The sequence below is a fragment of the Flavobacterium sp. CF136 genome (assembly GCF_000282055.1).
Lineage (GTDB): Bacteria > Bacteroidota > Bacteroidia > Flavobacteriales > Flavobacteriaceae > Flavobacterium.
Window position 1 is genome coordinate 15,631 of the sequence record NZ_AKJZ01000029.1, and the last position, 19,197, is coordinate 34,827.

General features: G+C 34.5%; 15 protein-coding genes. 6 read left to right on the forward strand and 9 right to left on the reverse strand.

Annotation, left to right across the window (positions count from 1 at the left end):
* The first annotated feature begins 41 nt into the window (after window positions 1–41).
* The gene (locus PMI10_RS10975; protein ID WP_007807710.1) at window positions 42–533 is read left to right on the forward strand and encodes a hypothetical protein; all 492 of its coding nucleotides are present in this window, start codon (window positions 42–44) and stop codon (window positions 531–533) included.
* A gap of 123 nt (window positions 534–656) precedes the next feature.
* Here the strand turns inward: PMI10_RS10975 and PMI10_RS10980 are convergent, their stop codons facing one another.
* Window positions 657–1,433 (reverse strand): XRE family transcriptional regulator, encoded by a 777-nt coding sequence (locus PMI10_RS10980; protein WP_007807712.1) that lies wholly within the window; start codon window positions 1,431–1,433, stop codon window positions 657–659.
* A gap of 148 nt (window positions 1,434–1,581) precedes the next feature.
* On the opposite strand from PMI10_RS10980, the gene PMI10_RS10985 reads away from it, so the two are divergent.
* From PMI10_RS10985 to PMI10_RS11000, 4 genes are all read left to right on the forward strand, one after another.
* Window positions 1,582–2,208: an alpha-ketoglutarate-dependent dioxygenase AlkB family protein gene (locus tag PMI10_RS10985; protein ID WP_007807714.1), complete on the forward strand. Its 627-nt coding sequence runs from the start codon at window positions 1,582–1,584 to the stop codon at window positions 2,206–2,208.
* Window positions 2,209–2,360: 152 nt separating this feature from the next.
* Window positions 2,361–2,822, forward strand: coding sequence for a DUF1810 domain-containing protein (locus PMI10_RS10990; protein ID WP_007807716.1), 462 nt, complete (start codon window positions 2,361–2,363; stop codon window positions 2,820–2,822).
* 311 nt (window positions 2,823–3,133) lie between these two features.
* Window positions 3,134–7,576, forward strand: coding sequence for a PKD domain-containing protein (locus tag PMI10_RS10995; RefSeq protein ID WP_007807719.1), 4,443 nt, complete (start codon window positions 3,134–3,136; stop codon window positions 7,574–7,576).
* 17 nt (window positions 7,577–7,593) lie between these two features.
* Window positions 7,594–8,595: a PorP/SprF family type IX secretion system membrane protein gene (locus PMI10_RS11000; RefSeq protein ID WP_007807720.1), complete on the forward strand. Its 1,002-nt coding sequence runs from the start codon at window positions 7,594–7,596 to the stop codon at window positions 8,593–8,595.
* A gap of 270 nt (window positions 8,596–8,865) precedes the next feature.
* Here PMI10_RS11000 and PMI10_RS11005 read toward each other — a convergent pair whose 3' ends face one another.
* The 4 genes from PMI10_RS11005 to PMI10_RS11020 all read right to left on the reverse strand — a co-directional run bounded on the left by PMI10_RS11005 (window position 8,866) and on the right by PMI10_RS11020 (window position 10,865).
* Window positions 8,866–9,081, reverse strand: coding sequence for a helix-turn-helix domain-containing protein (locus PMI10_RS11005; RefSeq protein ID WP_007807723.1), 216 nt, complete (start codon window positions 9,079–9,081; stop codon window positions 8,866–8,868).
* Between the two features lie 2 nt (window positions 9,082–9,083).
* On the reverse strand, window positions 9,084–9,617 hold the full coding sequence (locus PMI10_RS11010) for a DUF2975 domain-containing protein (protein ID WP_007807724.1): 534 nt from the start codon (window positions 9,615–9,617) through the stop codon (window positions 9,084–9,086).
* Between the two features lie 316 nt (window positions 9,618–9,933).
* A complete protein-coding gene (locus PMI10_RS11015) occupies window positions 9,934–10,350 on the reverse strand; it encodes a lipocalin family protein (RefSeq protein ID WP_007807726.1) in 417 nt (138 codons plus the stop codon).
* Window positions 10,351–10,676: 326 nt separating this feature from the next.
* The gene (locus PMI10_RS11020; protein ID WP_035631741.1) at window positions 10,677–10,865 is read right to left on the reverse strand and encodes a SymE family type I addiction module toxin; all 189 of its coding nucleotides are present in this window, start codon (window positions 10,863–10,865) and stop codon (window positions 10,677–10,679) included.
* Window positions 10,866–10,923: 58 nt separating this feature from the next.
* On the opposite strand from PMI10_RS11020, the gene PMI10_RS11025 reads away from it, so the two are divergent.
* The gene (locus PMI10_RS11025; protein WP_035631743.1) at window positions 10,924–11,148 is read left to right on the forward strand and encodes a helix-turn-helix domain-containing protein; all 225 of its coding nucleotides are present in this window, start codon (window positions 10,924–10,926) and stop codon (window positions 11,146–11,148) included.
* Window positions 11,149–11,344: 196 nt separating this feature from the next.
* On the opposite strand, the gene PMI10_RS11030 is transcribed toward PMI10_RS11025, so the two are convergent.
* The 4 genes from PMI10_RS11030 to PMI10_RS11045 form a co-directional block, all read right to left on the reverse strand.
* Window positions 11,345–13,336 carry a RecQ family ATP-dependent DNA helicase gene (locus PMI10_RS11030; RefSeq protein WP_007807728.1) on the reverse strand — a complete coding sequence of 664 codons (1,992 nt, stop codon included), beginning with the start codon at window positions 13,334–13,336 and terminating at the stop codon, window positions 11,345–11,347.
* A complete protein-coding gene (locus PMI10_RS11035) occupies window positions 13,326–14,312 on the reverse strand; it encodes a hypothetical protein (protein ID WP_007807730.1) in 987 nt (328 codons plus the stop codon). Before PMI10_RS11035 ends, PMI10_RS11030 begins: the two co-directional genes overlap by 11 nt.
* Before the next feature lie 271 nt (window positions 14,313–14,583).
* Complete coding sequence (locus tag PMI10_RS11040; protein ID WP_007807732.1) at window positions 14,584–16,017, reverse strand: TolC family protein; 1,434 nt, start codon at window positions 16,015–16,017, stop codon at window positions 14,584–14,586.
* Window positions 16,010–19,177: an efflux RND transporter permease subunit gene (locus PMI10_RS11045; protein WP_007807734.1), complete on the reverse strand. Its 3,168-nt coding sequence runs from the start codon at window positions 19,175–19,177 to the stop codon at window positions 16,010–16,012. Before PMI10_RS11045 ends, PMI10_RS11040 begins: the two co-directional genes overlap by 8 nt.
* Window positions 19,178–19,197 lie beyond the last annotated feature (20 nt).

Consider the following 19,197-nt stretch of genomic DNA (forward strand, 5'->3'; position numbering starts at 1 on the left):
GTCTGTATAGTTTTGTTCATTGAATTAAACTATACAAATCAATGAAACATATTGCACTTTTTACATTGCTTTTTTTAAGCAGACTTGTTTTTTCACAAGAGACATATCCTAAAATAACAGGGTATTTTGGAGTTTATCATCCGATAATTACCACTAGCAGCGAGCAGACTAATTTAAATTTCAGGGATTATTATGCCGTTGGTTTCCCAACAGGAATAAACATCTGGAAAAGTTCCAAAATAGGTTTTTCTTTTGAAATAGTACCCAATATTAAAGTTCAGGGTGCCAGTGATAAAGTGACCAATATAGTATTCCATCCCGGCGTTTTAGTGGCTTTGGGAAATGGTTACACTTTTGCAGGCAGAATGGCTTTTGAAAATTCCGGCAGGTATGGTGTAACTCCTGTGATCAACAAAACTGTAATAAAAAACGCAAACAGCAGCTACTTTGTTGCTGTTCCCCTGCCGGTTCGCTTTGGAAATGATCATCCCGCAACAGTCACCATTGGTGTACAATTGGGAATTGCTTTCTAAAAAACATTACCTCATGGAAGAGAAAATCAAAAATATAATACATTTCTTTTTCGAACTCATCATGGCAAAACTGAAAATAGAAAAAAAAAAAAAAAAAAAAAAAACAATCAATATAAAAACGCATCAATTTATATTTAAAATACTGCTCTTAATTTCGGCAACCTCTCTTTTTACTTCTAAAAGCAACTCTTTTGTAGTTTGGGTTTCTGACATTTCCTGTCGTTTATCGCTGCGGCCTATATTACACTCATACTCCCAAATTTCAAGAATATCAGAAACCTTAACATCATATTTAGGATAAAAACTATTATCAGACTCTAAAACCAGAATGTTTTTTTTGTTTTTATTGAGACGTTTATAAACCATTCCCTCGCTTTTGGTAATCAATATATAGGTTTTACCATCCTGAACCTCTCCAAGCCTCTCTACGTAACGACCAATAATAATACTTCCATCTTCATGTGGAGGCATAGAATCTCCCTCTACAGGAAAACCCCTGTGTTTACCCGGGCCTAAAAAAGGAAGTGAGATTTGCTGCAGGTTTTCAATATACTCAGGATCTGCATATCCGTTTAAATAACCTGCCTTTACCTTTTGTGTAACTATTTCAATAAAGTCCTTCCCCTCCCTATCTACCTGTATGGGTAAAACAAGCCGGTTGTTTTCCAGTTTTAATAAATCCTGTACATCAATTTTACGAACATCTACTGATAGCAGCAAATCAATACTAATATGATAATGCTGTGCAATTTTCTTTAAAATATCATAAGGTGCTTCTGAGGTTCCATCTTCATATTTGACATACCTGCCTCTGGTAATTTGTAAACTCTCCGCTAATTTCTCCTGCGATATTTTTTGCTTTAATCTTAAAGCCCTGATATTATCTGAAAATAAGGACATAATAAATTTGTTACAATTTGTAACAGCAAATGTAATTAAAATTGTTACAAACTGTATTAATTTTGTTCCAATAAATTAAGAGCAATTATACCTGAATGTCTCTTTGCTGAACATTTAATTATAATATGTTTAAATAAAAAAACAACTTATGATGCTATTTAACGACACCGAATTATTTTCGTCTGGTTTATGTGGCAAAAAAATATTTGACCTTCCGGATAGCGAACTTATTTTGATTGATAATTTCTTTAACAAAGAAGAATCTGACTATTATTACAACACATTGCTGCATCAGATAAAATGGAGAGAATATGAAATGGAAATCTTTGACAAAACTGTTACCGCCCCAAGAATGATAGCCTGGTACGAGGACAAAGAAAATATTGGAGCAAGTCTAAACGAACCTGATTGGACTCCGGAGCTATTAACAATCCGTAAAAAAGTAGAAACCGAAACCGAACTGAGTTTTAACAGTCTCCTCCTTAATTTTTACCGAAACGGTAATGATAGTGTAGCCTGGCATAGCGATAAAGAGCACCATACAGGCAAGAACCCTATTATTGCTTCGGTAACTTTTGGAGAAACAAGAATGTTCAGGCTTCGTCATAAATTCAGAAAAGATATCCCTCGGGTAGATATTCCTTTACATCATGGATCTTTTCTATTAATGGCAGGAACAACTAACAGTTTTTGGCAGCATCAGGTTCCTAAAACGACAAAAAAGGTATTGCCCAGAATTAATTTGACTTTTAGAAGAGTCAATAGAGAATTATAATTTTAGCAAATAATGAAGATTATTTTTATTCCAAATAAAAGTAGAAAATTCTTCCTTTAAAAGTTAAACTGTTCACTGCTTGGACTTTTAATTTCGTAACCCTTATCTTTTTGATTAATTTCGCAACCTTTTTTATAATTTACAATATAATAATGGCTTACTCAAACAATGATCTGATGCGTTTTTTAGATGCGCAAAATAAACTTTATCTTACTGCTTTTTCTGAAATTAAAAAAGGGAAAAAAGAGACTCACTGGATGTGGTTTATTTTTCCTCAGATAAAAGGATTAGGCTCTAGTGATAATGCAAATTATTATGCCATTGCAAATCTGGAAGAAGCTAATGAATTCCTGGCACACCCAATTTTAGGAAAGCACCTTATTGAGATTTCAGAATTGCTTTTAACTTTTAAAAGAAAATCTGCCGAATCTATTTTCGGTGATTTAGATGCCCGAAAATTACGTTCTTCAATGACACTCTTTTCACTTGTTGAAAATGCTGACCCTATATTTCAGGAAATATTAGATGCTTTTTTCTCAGGTGAAACGGACTCCCTTACCCTGTCTATTATTAATTCAACAATAAATAAACAAATTGAAGAAACATTATCCTGATTTCACCATGATACTTCAATTTGTTTATTTTAATTATTACCTGCATAAACCATATCATTGATTGATATTGTTCTGGCAAAATAACTATTTTTTGCTGACAAACATCTTTTAACAACGATAATAAATCTATAATAACCCATTTTTTTAATGATAATTTTTCGTCAGTTCGAGTGATTTTAGATAGAAACACTCCATTTTTAATAATTATACCCAACGGGTTATAATAATATCTTTTTAAAGGTCTTGGAATCTTTTTAATCAGATAAACCGAAAAAGAGAGCTGTTTTTGGATTAACTTCTAAATCAAAAAAATGATTATTCATAATCGTTCTTTTGATTTAAAAAAAACACATACTTTTGTCCTGAAAAATAACGAATTATATTACATGAGGAAACTTTACTTCTTAAATTTACTTTTTATCTTAATAATTACCTCTTCAGCTTATAGTTTTAATCGTAACGATAGAAATAATTATATTAATAAAAATCATAGCAATTTTACACCTCCAAACGTTGATTTTAGTTTTAGCAATGATGGTGCTTGTTCAGGAACTCCGATTACATTTAATCCAACTGTAACCGGTAACGCTCCTTTTACTTATAAATGGGATTTTGGAGACGGAAGTACTTCTACCGAGGGAAGCCCAAGTCATAGTTTTAAGGCACTTGGCTGTGGTTCTCAGAATTTTAGTGTAAAACTAACTGTTATCGATACTAATGGTGAAGTCAATACTATAACAAAAACTGTTTCTGTAAAACAAAAACCTGATTTAAAATTCGTTGACCTAAATTCTCCGGGATCTAACAAACCTTTTGAAAGATGTGGAGACAATAATTCAAATCCAAAATATAGTATTAATGTTGGAAACAGTTCAAATTCCGTTTCTTGTATTTCATCTTACAATGTAGATTGGGGTGATGGAATTTCAGAAACAAATGTCACTTTTCCAAAAAGTCATCAATATCAAAAATTAGGTTCATTTAATATGGTAATAACAGGAGTTGGAAGTAATTCCTGCAATAACTCTGTTACCTATGTAGTCAAGAATTCTAATAATCCAATCGGTGCTCTTATCGCTCCGGGAAACACAACCAATTTATGTATTCCTGTCGATCCAATGGATTTTGCAATTGGATCGTGGGCACTTAATCCTTCTGACACTAATTATTATGTTAATTATGGTGATGGTACCTCTCAAAATTACACTCAGGCCCAACTGGAAAGTTCTGTTTATTACAATAGTCTGAATCCTCAGGCTTCACAAAATTTCCCTATTCCTCATAAATTTACAAGAGCCAACTGTCCGTCAGGAAATACCGTTACTCTAACTATAACAACATCCTGCGGAAGCACTTATCTTACTGCCGGACCCATTATTATTTTAGATGTCCCTGTAATCAGTTATAATGTTCCGGCTGTTGCATGTGTAAATTCAAGTGTATATTTTAGCAATTCAACCTATGCCGGTTATACTAATAGCTGTAGTACCCTGAATGTTTATACCTGGGATTTTGGGGATGGAACAACCTCGAGAGAAGTTAATCCATATCACTCATATTCAACACCGGGAACTTATAAAGTTACTCTAAATGCGACAACACCATGCGGTGTAGGAATCACTCCTCCTCCACAATATATTTGTGTTGAACCTGTATTACAGCCACAATTTACTTTTGGCAATGCCTGTGCTTCAGAAGCAGTTCAAATAACAAATACTACCGATACAAATTTAAGCTGTGGAGTTTCAAGATTCTATTGGGAAGTGACAGGTTATACTCCAACCTATTGTGGTAAAGAAACCTCGCCCGGATCAGGAAGGGGGCAGTGGAATTTTGCAAACGGAACACATTCCTCCTCTAAAGATCCGGCATTTAATTTTGTAACTCCGGGCATTTATTATGTTCGATTAGAAACAATTAATTCTTGCGGAATTTATAATTACAGCACTCAGGCAATCCATGTAAAAAAGAAACCTGTTATTTCCTTAAAACCAATTTCAGATTTTTGTAAATCGGCAACGATTTATCCTGTCGGAACGGTAGAAGAAACGTGTTCTCCGAGTTCAGAAATCACCTATTCATGGAGCTTTCCGGGAGGAACGCCTTCAACTTCTACTGCACTTAACCCCGGAGCTATTAATTACACTACAACTGGTAATTATGTAGCTACTTTTAGCGTAACAAATAGTTGTGGTACAACAACAGTATCAAGAAACTTTTCTGTCGACATGGTTCTTTCACCTGTTATCACTCCAAAAACAGCAAAAATATGTAGTGGTAATTCTTTTCAAATTACGCCTGTAAGCAACGGAACCACAGATAATGTACCATCAGGAACTACTTATATATGGTCCACTCCAACAGTTTCTCCTCCGGGGGCAATTAGCGGAGCAACTTCACAATCTACTCCAAGAACAAGTATTGGTCAGACATTAATAAACAATACTGCCAGTCCTGCAACCGTAACCTATACTGTATCTCCAATATCGAATGTATGTCCGGGACCAGATTTTACAATCACGGTAACAGTTGATCCTCTAATAAATGTAGTTGAAACTATTAAAGGCGGCACCTGTTTTGGCTCAAATGACGGTTCTATTTCTATAAATGTAACTGGAGGTATTCCTTTTACAACCGGAGATCCATACAAATTCTCCTGGACCGGCCCTAACGGATTTACAAGTACAGATAAAAACATTTCTAATTTAAAATCAGGATACTACAATTTAAAAGTTATTGACAATGGAAATTGTCCTTTTGTAAAAAGTTATTATGTTCCTGAACCTGGGTTATTCCAGTTTTCACCAGGCAAAAATGATATAACTTGTTTCGGATTAAATAACGGAAATATAAATTTATCAACATCGGGAGGAACGCAGCCTTATAATTTTGTCTGGACGAAAGACGGAAGTGCTTATCCTGTTAATTCAGGCAATCTTAGTAATCTGGGACCAGGCGTTTATGCCGTTACAGCTACAGAAGCTAATAATTGCAATACTCTTACAGGAAGTTATACCATTATCGAACCTCCATTACTGGAAGTAAAATGGGTAAGTCAAGTCGATGTTTTGTGTTATGGATATAATACCGGAGAGATTAATGTAAGTTCATCGGGAGGAAGACCTACTCATCGTTACAGCTGGACAGGGCCAAACGGATTTAGAAGTAATCTTCAAAATTTAAAAAATCTTTATGCAGGAACTTATGACTTAACCGTTACAGATAATTCCGGATGTACTGTTCCATTGTCTGTAACCATACTGCAAAACCCTGAAATAAAGTTAGACCGTACAGTAACTCATCTAACGTGTTACAGCGTTAGGGATGGAGTCATAAAAATTAATAATATTACTGGCGGAGTTCCTTTTGCAACCGGTGATCCGTATATTATAAAATGGAGCAATTTAGGAACCGGAATGGAACAATCTAATTTGTCTGCAGGAAATTATTTAATTACAATTACCGATGCGTTAGGCTGTCCGAAAGAATTCCCGATAGTAATTAACAATGCCCCTGTTTTTAAGATTGATCCGGACTTTCAAAATATTTCATGTCATGGCGCAAATGATGCACACATCCGACTAAATCTTGTTGGTGGCCAGGCTCCGCTTAAATTAGAATGGAGTGATGGCTCTACTGCCGGAATTGAAAGAAACAATCTAGGCCCAGGAAGTTATAAAGTAAAAATTACCGACGCCAAATTATGTGTAATAGAAGCAGAATATATTGTTGTTGATCCGCTTGAATTAGAAATAAGAGGAGACGTTTCAAATTCACTTGATTGCGTTAAGGCAAATACCGGTATTATAGATCTTGTCGTAACCGGTGGTACAGCTCCTTATACCTATGTCTGGTCTAATGGTGCACGAACAGAAGACCTGAGTCAGCTTACTCCTGATAACTATACTGTTACGGTAACTGACTCAAGAGGTTGTAAAAAATCAGATGCCTTTCAAATTACGCGATTTGAACAGCTTACTCCAACAATTGAAGTTTTAACTGATTTTAATTGTGACACAAAATTTGTAGATCAGACATTTATAGGACATGTTAAAGGAGGTATTCCACCTTATACATTAAAATGGTCAGATGGAATTGTTTCCGGTGTAAATGGCGAAATAATGAAAACCGATAATAAAGGATTAGTCATTTTTAGTGTTACCGATAGTTTTGGCTGTACTGCCGATGTAGTTCATAATGTAAAAACACCTGTTTTAGGCACACCCAATTTCTCTACCGGCTCTATTGGTAAAGATGTTTATGGCTTATATGCGATCTATGATCCTGTTTTATTTACAAACATAGCTACAGGTGATTTTACTCATGTCTCCTGGGATTTTGGGGATGGTAATTTTTCAGATGAAGAAAACCCAAAACATATTTATACCAGAGAAGGAACTTACAGTATTAAACAATTGGTTACATATCCTTTTGGCTGCCAATATTCTTATGAAGCCTCTATAGTTGTTGAAAAGGGTTACACCCTGATTATGCCAAATGCTTTTACACCAAATAATGACGGAATCAACGATTCATTTGCACCGGTATTCACGGGATTAAACAATATAACCCTGGATATTTTTGATAAATGGGGAGGAATCATTTATTCAGAAACCGGAGTAAACATTCATGGATGGCGTGGAAAAATTAAAGATCTGGATGCTCAAAATGGTAATTACTATTTTAAAATAACAGCAAAAACCTTTTACAATCATACCGTAACAGAAAAAGGATCATTAACATTAATTAAATAAAAGCAACAGATTAAAAAATGAGATTAAAATTACTATTTATTATAATTGTCACATGTTGTTTTTATACCGAAACAAGAGCACAAGATCCTATTTTTACACAGTATTTTTTAGTTCCTGAAACTTTAAATCCTGGTTTTTCGGGTTTCATGGAAACTACCTATACCGGAATTATACACCGTGAGCAATGGCCTGATTTAGATTTAAGAGTTGATACCGATTATGCTTTCGTAAATACCTGGAGCGAAAGCATCCAAAGTGGTTTTGGGTTAAGTGTATTGAACCAGAGAGAAAACGCAAGTAAATATAATTTCACACAAATTAATGGAAATTATGCCTACAGGGTAAGAATAAATGATGACTGGTATTTTAGACCCGGTATCGAAGCCGGTTTTGGAATAAAGTCATTTGCATTTCAAAATTTATTACTGGAAGATCAGATTAACATAAATGGCCCAAATAATGCAACTTCGATTGACCCTTTATTAGCAAACGACAAGGTTACTTTTTTTGATGTATCTGCCGGTATGGTTTTTAACACTGATGCTATTTGGATTGGTCTTTCGATGAAACACCTTAACAGGCCAAATATTGCGTTGAGTGCAAACGGAAATCTGCCATTAAACACTTTTTTCTCGCTAAGCAGCGGTTATGAATTTCTTATTGCGGATTATATTGATGTTTTGGCTTTGCCATATGAAACAAAAATGTTTGTTACGTCAAATTATATGCAGCAAGGGAGATATAATCGACTTGATATGGGAGCTTCTATCTTATTTAATAAGATGTTTTTTGGAACTACATTCGTTACCAATCCTGCAAAAAATGGTATGAACCATGAATTGCTTACCTCTATCAATCTTTTTACCGGATTACAGTATGAGCATTTACGATTAGGTTTCTCCTATGATCTGAATACCTCTAAAATAGGAAGAACAGGTGGTGTTTATGAACTTTCCTTAACATATCAATTTAATCTGGCCCGTAAATGTTTTGGCTGTCCGAATTACGCAGGGAACTAAAATTAAGCAGTTTCGTTTAAAAAAACCTCTCGGAAATAAGTAAATTTCCGAGAGGTTTTTTGTTACTGTCTTATTTAACTAACGGAACACTTAAGATTAGAGATCATCACAATCTACAACAAACTTGGATCCCTTACTTTTAATTAATGGATTCAAGTTTTTTTTTAAGCCTTTGCTTACTCCTTTATCAAGAATAAATATTGAATTAACAACAAATATGCCTTCGGATTAGTGAATCGCTGCTTTTGTCAAACCAATGTTAGAGGTTTGTTATTTTTTGTCGTCATTAACGTGTTCCAAAATATCACCCGGTTGACAGTCTAGTGCTTTACAAATTGCTTCTAAGGTACTAAAACGGATTGCTTTTGCCTTTCCTGTCTTTAAGATAGAAAGATTAGACAATGTCAAATCAACTCTTTCAGAAAGTTCATTCAAAGAAATTTTCCGTTTTGCCATCATCACATCTAAATTTACAATGATTGGCATAGCTAAACAGTTAAATCGTTTTCGTTTTGGATTTCAACTCCTTTTGAAAAAATAGCCGCAATAATATAGATTACAGCTGCCATTAAAATAAATGCCTGACTGTCTGCCCAAAAATGGTTTAAGGTGTCAATAATATAGCCTTGATCTTGCATTTTTTTGGCTGTCTCTCGTGCTAAGTAGCTTAAAAGTCCTATTGAAAGAGTGTAGTAACTAATTTGCGAAATCTGTCTCGAAGCAAAATTACTGAAGGGTTTTGATAAATTAATTTTGCTCACTAGTCTGATAACTACATAAAACAGGACTGCTTTCAAAATCGAGATGACCAGGATAAAACTATATATACTGAAAAAAGCCCATTTACTACGTTCATACATTTCACTTAAGTCCAACTTTTGGTATAAGTTTGGGACAAATTCAGGCCTATACAGACTGAAAAAAAAATTGACTATCAATCCTCCGGCTTCAATGCATAAGCCAACGAAGATGACCCAGGCAACAATATACAAACCTTTAAATACAAAGTTTCTTTTTGACATAACGTTAAAGATTAAAACTATATCGCAAATATAACATATATTTATCGATAAACAATAAATATACATCTATATTCAAAAAAAAAAAAAAAAAAAAATTAAAGATCGCAAAACAATACCCTTAGTTTTTGCTAATACTGTTTCCATTAAAATAATTATAAAATATTAAAAATAACTTCATTTTTAATATTAAATCACAAAATTATATTTTACAGTACCTTTAAATAAGGCCTAAAAAAAACGGAAATAACTTTTATATCAGTGATTTCCGTTTTTAATTCCAATTCTCAAGAATCAGATTTTGCCTTAAGATATTATTTTATCTTGTATAAACTGTAATTTCACCAGTAGTCTTATCTTTTAATTTTAATTCTTTATTAGTAAGATTCATGATGTCGCTGGTTGTACTGGCATTATTAATAGTAATAGTTAAATCATTATGAGATCTTACATATGTCCCCGTAGCTTCTGTTAAGGTACAACCAGCACCATAATCACCTATAATTGCTACGTTACTCAATTTTAGTTCTAAATAATCTTTACTACAGCCACTTTGATTTTCTGCAGCATCAATTAACACTTCTTGTCCGTTAACAATTGTCCCTGTTTTGCTTAGGCTGTACTTCCCCTGGATTGGTACTATTGTTTCTCCGTCATTATCATCGTTACTACAAGATGTTGCTGCGAATAATCCAAAACTTAGTGCTAATACGTATAAAAAATTTCTCGTCTTCATGTTTGTTGTTTTTTAAATTATGTTTGATTTATATAAGCGAAATTACACTCGATGTCATTCAAATCTGTTTCATAATTTTCAAAAAAACTTACATAATTGACGCTTATTTGATAAAAACGTAATTTTATGTTAATATTTTAAATAATAATATAAAAAAGCCTTCTGGAATAAATTTCCGGAAAGCGTTTATATACACCTTAATTTAACCTAATTGTTTCCGGCCATCTCATGCCGGCAAAGTCTCCTGACTTAGTACAGCAATAACAATACAATGTATCCTAACTTTAAATATTTGTTTTTTTAAAGAAAGACTTCGTAGAGCGTAGTTATTTCTGTCCTTTATATATAGTAATAGTCAGCTTGTTTTTCTTTTGTTCTATGTTTACGATTTGTCCTTCCTTAAAACCAAGTCTTTCAAGCCATTTGCCTTCTAACCTGATTTCGGGAACAGTCGTATTGTCCCACCTTCTGGTGCGGAACTTCCTATGTATTTTTAGTTTCCTGAATTGGCTCATTATTAAGTGTTCGTTATTACGAACACAAGGTAAGCATAAATTTTAGATATTCGTTATAGTGAACACGAAAGAAGAAAAATATTTTAAGAAATTAGGCGAAAAGATTAAGCAATTGAGAGAGGAAAAGAATCTTGATCAAAAAGCTTTTGCCTTTGATTGTGAGATCAGCAGAACTCAATTGCATATGATCGAAAACGGTAAAACAAACCCACGTTTACTGACGTTAATAAAAATCACCAACGCTCTGGAAATTTCCTTGTCAAAGTTGATAGATTTATCTTAATTATCCGCGTTGCAAACGCTACCATACATTTTTTTAATTTATATAGGTACTCGTTGCAAACGAGCACCAGTTTAGGCTTCTTAAGCACTATTCATACAAGCTTCACAAAAAAGTTCTCTGAGTATAACTCCCCAAAAGATAAGCGATAAAGCAATCAAAATTAGGAACGAGTTTAGGTTCTGTCTGTTCACCATATTCAAGTTGTTGCAATTTTTTTAATTAATTCATTTGCTTGGTTACTCAAAACTGCGCTTTCTTTTGTTGTAATTACATTGTCAAAAACTCCAAGGTCTTTAAAAATTTGTTTCTTCTCCTGCCAATTTTCATTGTATTGATCCTCTCCTAAAAGTCCAAGGTGCTCCCAATACCAAGTCTTACCCTTATATCTAATTGTAAAGTCAGGCTCTTTCCATTCTATGGCGTTGTAGTAAAGTTTTTCTTCATATTGAAAATCTATACCTGAACGATATAAAATGTTTGCAATAATGACTTCTGATTTTGAACGAACCCAAATTCCGCTCTCGGTTTTATGGATTTTGTTAAGCAAGTGTTTGTTTACACCTAAATATCTTCCAATTTCCTGATGCATTGAATTTGAACCGTCAAAGTTCTCAAGAAGATAAACGAGATAGTCTAATAGGTTGTGTTTGTATTCTCTTTTCCTTGCTGTTTCCCTACTTATGCTTTCAAGTTGGTCATTTTTTAATTCATATTCAGCCGCATTAATAATTAAGCATTTATCAAGATTTTTTGTTAATGTCACTTCATCGTCAACCAATGCTTTATAAGTAATATTGAAAAAGTCTTTGCAGGATAGCATTGAATTTTCTGGCCTTGAAAGAACTGGAATTACCATACCTGTTTTTGACGAATCTACGATGGATTTTAATCTTGTATTGGTGTTTGTTTTAAAAACTTTTAGTCCTGTAAACCCTTTTCCTTCAATTGTAATTGCGTGGCTATTCAAAAAATAAGGTAGTGCAGATTGTAATTCTTCTTCTGCAAAATATTGAAGTGTCTTTTTACCAATTTCATTATTGCTGGCTTTTTTAAATAATTCCTTTATTTCATCACTCCCTTTGGGAAATGACTTGTCAATAAAATGCGTTTTTCGAACCTGAATATTTTTGTTTGAATAAAGCATATGAGAAGTTGCACCATTTTGGTCACGTCCTGCTCTTCCAATTTCTTGGTAATACTGTTCAATTGATTCGGGTAACATAAAATGAATAACAACACGAATATTTGGAATATCTATACCCATTCCAAATGCATTGGTCGCAAAAACTAAATTTGTTGAACCGTCTCTATATTCTGTTATTATTTGCTGTCTTTCTGAACTTGTCATATCACCGTGAAAAGACAATGCGGTTAAACCTTTTTGATTTGCAACATCACACAAATCTTCTACACCGCCTTTGTGATACTTGCGATATAAATAAACCAAAATCTTTTCGCTCTTATGATCTTCTATTATTTCCCAAAGTCTTTCTCGCTTTTCTTCTTCATTTGAAAATTTCTCCACTTTTAAATCAATATCAAAACGCAAAAGCACATCATCTTTTAAGATTGATTTTTTGTCGATTTTAAAATCACTTATAACATCTATTAATTCTCTTGGGTTGATTGTTGCAGTTAAACCTAAAATCTTTGGCCATTGATTAAAGAAAACCGAATTTAAAAATATAGGTATATGCTTGTAAAATGGTCTGAAATCAAATCCCCATTGGCTAATACAATGAACTTCATCAATTACAGCTAATTTGATTTTGTCTTTTTGTAATGAGATACAGTATTCAAAAAACCCATCAGTTGCCATTCTTTCAGGACTTGCAAAAATGAAGTCGGGATGAGATTCTCCTTTTGCAAATTTTTTAAGTTGTTTGATTTGCTCAGAAGCAGCCATCCCACCGTGAATTGCTAATACATCTAGGCCTTCTTTTGATAGTTTTTCGGCTTGTTCGTCAATTAAGGCAATAAGTGGTGAAATAACTAAGCAAGTTCCCTTTAAAGCTTTTGCTGTTACCCAATAAATTAAGGATTTACCACCACCTGTTGGCATTACTGCCAACGTTGAGCCATTAGTAATTACTTGGTTTATTACTTTTTCTTGAAAGGGTTTTAAAGAAAAACTACTTGCCAATAAAGGAAATTCCTTTTCAAAAACTTCAACTGCTTTAGTAGTCATAATGATAATTTTGCGAATTCTTTTTTAAGACATTTATTTCATCTTGGTGGCTTCTCGAAACAAATGAAAGAAACGCGTCAACAGCTACAAACCTATATTCTATTGGTAAACTGATTCCGTGTTTAGCGTATAATTCTTTGAGTTTATTAAAAATTCGTAATGCATAGAAAGCAAAAAGTCCATAGGGATAAAAGTAATTCTGCTGGGTTGTGCCTTCTTCTATGTTAATCATTAGAAATTGAGAATCTTGTGTGCAACCAAACTTTTTCTTATTGCTTAAATAATACAATGCCCAAACACCTTCTCTGCTCCTATATGGATACATTTCGGGAAACAATTTAAAAATAAAATGGCTTTTTATGCCACCTCCAATAACGCCAAACGCTGTATAATTTGGTTCGTCTAAATTATAGTAGCCTAAATCATCACAAAAATTTATTTGCTCAAATTCCTTTGCATTATACCGTTCATTATGCCATTCGTTTGCTAACTTGATAATATTTGAAGTTACTTCAAATAAGTGTCCTGGTTGCGCCTTGTTGAAGTTAATACGAAATTTATCAAGTTCCTTCGCTTGTTTATTTTGAAGTGTCTTACGAATAATAGGAATTTGATTTTTTAAAACAGTATTTTTAAAGGAATTTACATCGTGTTTATATTCTTCAAGAGACTCCAGGTCAAGAATGTCTTGATAAGGTTGTCGTTCTTTTTCAAAGTCAGCAATTGTTTCCTTCAATAGTCTTTCAAGAACTTTCTTGACGTCTTTTACCTTATTTTGAGGTCTTGAAGTAGAACCAAACTTTTCAGCAAGTTTATCTACTTCACTGTCTTGAATAGTGTGTCCGCCTTCTGTGTCAATACATCGCTGAAAATATTCTGGAATGACTTGTTTGATTTCGTCCCAAACTTTGTCAATATGTTCTTGCTTATAGCAAATTTCTTCTATGCTACTATCTTGTTCCCTTAAATAATACATATTTCAATTTTTTATCAGTCGGTTTGTTGTTTGCATGGTCGTCTTTACACTTGCCAGTAACCTATATACCAGCCATAAAATGGCTCCAATCTCTACCCAACATGAGTTAGCTTTGTATTATAATAAGGTACTGGTAATTCATTCAGCTAATATAACAATCTTTATATTACAAAATTCACCATTATAAATCTCAAACACAAAATCATAAAAAAACCTCCCGAAATTTTACTTTCGGAAGGTTCAGTCGCAATCTAGTTAGTTAAAAAATAATCTATTTCCAGCCACCGCCTAAGTCCTTGTAAACATGGACTGCAGCATTAAGCTGTTCTTTTTTAGTATCTATCAGTTCGAGTTTAGATTCTAATGCATCGCGTTGTGTCATCAGAACTTCAAAATAATCTACTCTTGCCGATTTAAACAAATCATTTGAAACATCTATCGATTTGTTTAAAGCATCCACCTGTTGTGATTTTAAATCGTATCCTTTTTGAAGATTATCAATTTTAGAAAGCTCGTTCGAAACTTCGATATAAGCATTCAAAACCGTACGATCGTAGTTATACAACGCCTGAAGCTGTCTTGCATTGGCATTGCGGAACTCAGCTTTAATAGCATTTCTGTTAATCAACGGCGCAGCAATATCTCCGGCCAAAGAATACAAAAGTGATTCCGGAAACGTAAACAGGTAAGACGGATTAAAAGCATTAACCCCTACCGCAGCCGAAATGTCCAATGAAGGATAAAATTCGGCACGAGCTACTTTTACATCCAGTTTTGCAGCTGTAAGCTCCATTTCTGCCTGTTTGATATCAGGACGATTTTGTAATAATTGAGACGGAATTCCAGAACTCACAGTTGATGGCAACAAACTTAAAAAGTTGTTTCTATCTCGCTTAATTTCCTGTGGATATTGACCCACCAAAAAGTTAATCCTGTTTTCCGTCTCTTTTATCTGCTGACGAATGTCAAATTCTTTGCTTTTAGAATCCAGTACTTCAGCCTCAAATTTCTGAACAGCCAATTCTGTTGCTCTGGCTGCCTGTTTCTGGATCTTTACGATTTCTAAAGCATTAGATTGTAATTCTATATTTTGTTTCACAATATCTAACTGACTGTCAAGAGCCAATAATTCGTAATAAGAATTAGCGATTTCAGCGATCAGATTTGTAACTACAAAATTCTTTCCTTCTACTGTTGATAAATACCTGCTTACTGCTGCTTTCTTGGAATTGCGCAGTTTTTTCCAGATATCTACTTCCCAGTTTGCATAGGCGGCTACAACAAAATCTCCAAGCGGATCCGGTGTTTCTTTACCGGGCTTAATTTCTGTAGTGGCATCACCGGCACCCTGACTCGTATATCTTCCTACTTTCTCTACTCCTGCTCCTGCCCTAACGCCAACAGTTGGTAAATAAGCCCCTTTTTTTATACGAATGTCATTCTTAGCGATTTCAATTTCCTGCAAAGTGATCAATAATTCCTGATTATTTTTCAGGGCAGTATCAATCAGATTTACCAGATTTTGATCTTTAAAGAAATCATGCCACGGAATAGCAGCCATATTTGTTGTATCCTTACTGTCTGTGTAAGCTTCAGGAACGACAACTTTACTTGGGGTTTCCGTTGTGGCTTGCGGAGCCTTGCAGCTAACCGCTGCAAGACAAAGACCTAACGCAATACTATATTGTAATTTGAATTTATACATGATTATTGTCAATTTCTTCTGTTAATGGATTCTCTTCTTCATGTTTCACCAATTTGTATTTCTCAGCAATTCTTGCGAAAATGTAATACAATCCCGGAATTACAAAGACCCCGCAAATGGTTCCGATCAACATACCTCCAGCTGCAGCAGTACCAATAGTTCTGTTACCAATTTTACCCGGACCTGAGGCAAAAACAAGTGGAAGTAATCCTGCTATAAAAGCAAATGAAGTCATTAAAATAGGACGGAACCTCGCTTTCGCGCCTTCCATAGCTGCTTCAAGAACTGATTTTCCTGCCGCATGCCTTTGAATAGCAAATTCTACAATTAATACCGCATTTTTACCAAGTAAACCAATAAGCATTACCATGGCAACCTGAGCATAAATATTATTCTCCAATCCTGTTAATTTTAATAAAAGGAAAGCGCCAAAAATACCCGCCGGTAAAGAAAGAATTACTGATAATGGCAGAATAAAACTCTCATATTGAGCTGCCAAAACCAAATACACAAATCCTAAACAAATCAGGAATACCCAAATTGCCTGATTACCCTGAGCCACCTCATCGGCAGAAATACCCGCCCAGTCAATATCATATCCTCTTGGTAATTTCTCAGCAGCAACTTCCTGAACAACCTTAATGGCTGTTCCACTACTGTATCCCGGAGCAGCAGAACCACTTATCTGAGTAGAAGTATACATATTATGTCTCGTAATTTCCGAAAGACCATATACTTTTTCTAATTTCATAAAAGCTGAAAATGGCACCATTTCATCACGGTTATTTTTTACATAAAGTTTCAAAATATCCTCTGGCAAGGCACGATATTCCGGAGCCGCCTGAACGATTACTTTATAGTTAATTCCGTATTTAATAAAACTAATTTCGTAGTTACTCCCCACAAGAGTTGACAGTGTGTTCATGGCGTTTTCGATAGAAACCCCTTTTTGTTGTGCCAAATCATTGTCTACTTTCATCATGTACTGAGGGAAACTAGAACTATAGAAACTGAATACATTAGATAATTCTTTGTGCTTGTTTAACTCAGCAACAAAATCATTATTTACCTTTTCTATTTTTTTGTAATCCCCTGAACCTGTTTTATCCAGTAAACGAAGTTCAAATCCTCCCGCAGCTCCATATCCGGGAACGGCAGGCGGCTGGAAAAATTCGATATTAGCCCCGGAAATGTCTTTGGATTTTTCTTCCAGTTCTGTCATAATCTCCAGAACAGATTGCTTTCTGTCATTCCAATCCTTAAGGTTAACTAAACATGTTCCTGAATTCGAACCTGTACCTTCAGACAAAATTTCATAACCGGCTAATGAAGAAACCGATTTTACTCCTTCTACTGTTTCGGCTATTTTTTGTAATTTCTCTGCAATATTATTTGTTCTTTCTAATGATGAACCCGGAGGTGTCTGAATAACGGCATAAAACATCCCTTGGTCTTCATTTGGAATAAATCCGGAAGGAACTGTGCTGCTAATCAACCATGTTCCTGCACAAAAGCCCAGAAGTGCGATAATAGTAACTGCTCTTCTGTTAATAATTTTACCTAATACATTTTGATATTTACCTTGTGCCAGGTTAAACTTATTATTAAAACCATCTATAAATCTGTTTACAGGAGTTCTCTTTTTAGGTATAGCATGATTATTTTTTAACATCATCGCACAAAGTGCCGGTGTCAAAGTCAATGCCACAATACCCGAAAGGATAATTGCTGTTGCCATCGTAATCGAAAACTGTCTGTAAAAGACTCCTACAGGACCAGACATAAAAGCAACCGGAATAAATACCGCAGCCATCAGGAACGTAATCGCAATAATTGCCCCGGCAATCTCATGCATCGCTTTTTTAGTCGCTTTAAATGGTGAAAGATGTTCCTCTTCCATCTTCGCGTGAACGGCTTCAATAACCACAATCGCATCATCGACGACGACTCCAATCGCTAATACCAAAGCAAATAATGTAATTAAGTTCAATGAAATATCGAAGAATGTCATGAATACAAAAGTTCCAACTAACGAAACCGGTACCGCAATTGCCGGAATTACCGTAGAACGCCAGTCACCTAAGAAAAGAAATACAACCAATCCTACCAAAACAAAAGCTTCAATCAAAGTGTGAATTACTTTTTCGATAGAAGCATCCAGGAATTTAGAAACGTCATAAGAGATTTCATAATCCATTCCTTTTGGAAATCTTTGTTTAATTTTTTCAAGTTTAGCTTTTACGTCTTCAATAACCTGATTGGCATTACTTCCAAAAGATTGTTTTAATACAATCGCTGCTGATGGCCTGCCATTCAAATTAGAATAAATATCATACATCGAGCTGCCAAATTCAATTTTAGCAACATCTTTCAATCGCAAAAGCTCTCCGTTAGCATTTGATTTTACTACAATATTGCCATATTGCTCCTTAGTCGTAAACCGTCCGGAATATTTCAATACATACTCAAACGCCTGTGAACGTTTACCCGAACTCTCTCCTGTTTTACCTGGTGAGGCTTCTAAACTCTGACTTGATAAAGCATCCATTATCTCATCGGCAGAAACTTTGTAAGCTAACATACGATCCGGTTTTAACCAAATACGCATAGCATATTCACGTGTTCCCAAGATATCTCCGGATCCAATACCATTTACCCTTTTTAACTCTGACAGTACATTGATATCGGCATAGTTGTATAAAAACTTCATGTCGGTATTTTTATCCGTACTATAAAGGTTCACATACATCAACATACTAGGAACCTCACGGGTAATTTTCACACCTTCTCTAATTACTAATGGAGGTAATTTATTAGTAACCGAAGCAACACGGTTTTGAACGTTAATTGCGGCTTGATTAGGATCAGTACCTAAGTTAAAAACAACTTTTATGGTAGCTTCACCATCATTTCCGGCATCAGAAGCCATGTATTTCATTCCCGGAACTCCATTTAAAGCTCTTTCTAAAGGAATAACAACCGCTTTAATCATCAATTCACCATTAGATCCGGGATAATCTGCAGTAACAGTTACCGAAGGAGGAGAAATAGTAGGGAATTGGGTAATAGGCAAATTTAGTACCGATAACACCCCTAAAAAGACAATTATCAACGATATTACGATCGACAGTACAGGTCTTTGAATAAATTTATTAAACATTTTTATATTTTTTTAATGAT

Bases quoted from the DNA above. Each gene is read 5' to 3' on its own strand.
- PMI10_RS11045 (WP_007807734.1), bottom strand. From the start codon at position 19,177: ATGTTTAATAAATTTATTCAAAGACCTGTACTGTCGATCGTAATATCG.
- PMI10_RS10995 (WP_007807719.1), top strand. From the start codon at position 3,134: ATGATTATTCATAATCGTTCTTTTGATTTAAAAAAAACACATACTTTT.
- PMI10_RS11040 (WP_007807732.1), bottom strand. From the start codon at position 16,017: ATGTATAAATTCAAATTACAATATAGTATTGCGTTAGGTCTTTGTCTT.
- PMI10_RS11035 (WP_007807730.1), bottom strand. From the start codon at position 14,312: ATGTATTATTTAAGGGAACAAGATAGTAGCATAGAAGAAATTTGCTAT.
- PMI10_RS11030 (WP_007807728.1), bottom strand. From the start codon at position 13,336: ATGACTACTAAAGCAGTTGAAGTTTTTGAAAAGGAATTTCCTTTATTG.
- PMI10_RS11020 (WP_035631741.1), bottom strand. From the start codon at position 10,865: ATGAGCCAATTCAGGAAACTAAAAATACATAGGAAGTTCCGCACCAGA.
- PMI10_RS11010 (WP_007807724.1), bottom strand. From the start codon at position 9,617: ATGTCAAAAAGAAACTTTGTATTTAAAGGTTTGTATATTGTTGCCTGG.
- PMI10_RS11005 (WP_007807723.1), bottom strand. From the start codon at position 9,081: ATGCCAATCATTGTAAATTTAGATGTGATGATGGCAAAACGGAAAATT.
- PMI10_RS10975 (WP_007807710.1), top strand. From the start codon at position 42: ATGAAACATATTGCACTTTTTACATTGCTTTTTTTAAGCAGACTTGTT.
- PMI10_RS10990 (WP_007807716.1), top strand. From the start codon at position 2,361: ATGGCTTACTCAAACAATGATCTGATGCGTTTTTTAGATGCGCAAAAT.
- PMI10_RS11015 (WP_007807726.1), bottom strand. From the start codon at position 10,350: ATGAAGACGAGAAATTTTTTATACGTATTAGCACTAAGTTTTGGATTA.
- PMI10_RS11000 (WP_007807720.1), top strand. From the start codon at position 7,594: ATGAGATTAAAATTACTATTTATTATAATTGTCACATGTTGTTTTTAT.
- PMI10_RS10985 (WP_007807714.1), top strand. From the start codon at position 1,582: ATGATGCTATTTAACGACACCGAATTATTTTCGTCTGGTTTATGTGGC.
- PMI10_RS10980 (WP_007807712.1), bottom strand. From the start codon at position 1,433: ATGTCCTTATTTTCAGATAATATCAGGGCTTTAAGATTAAAGCAAAAA.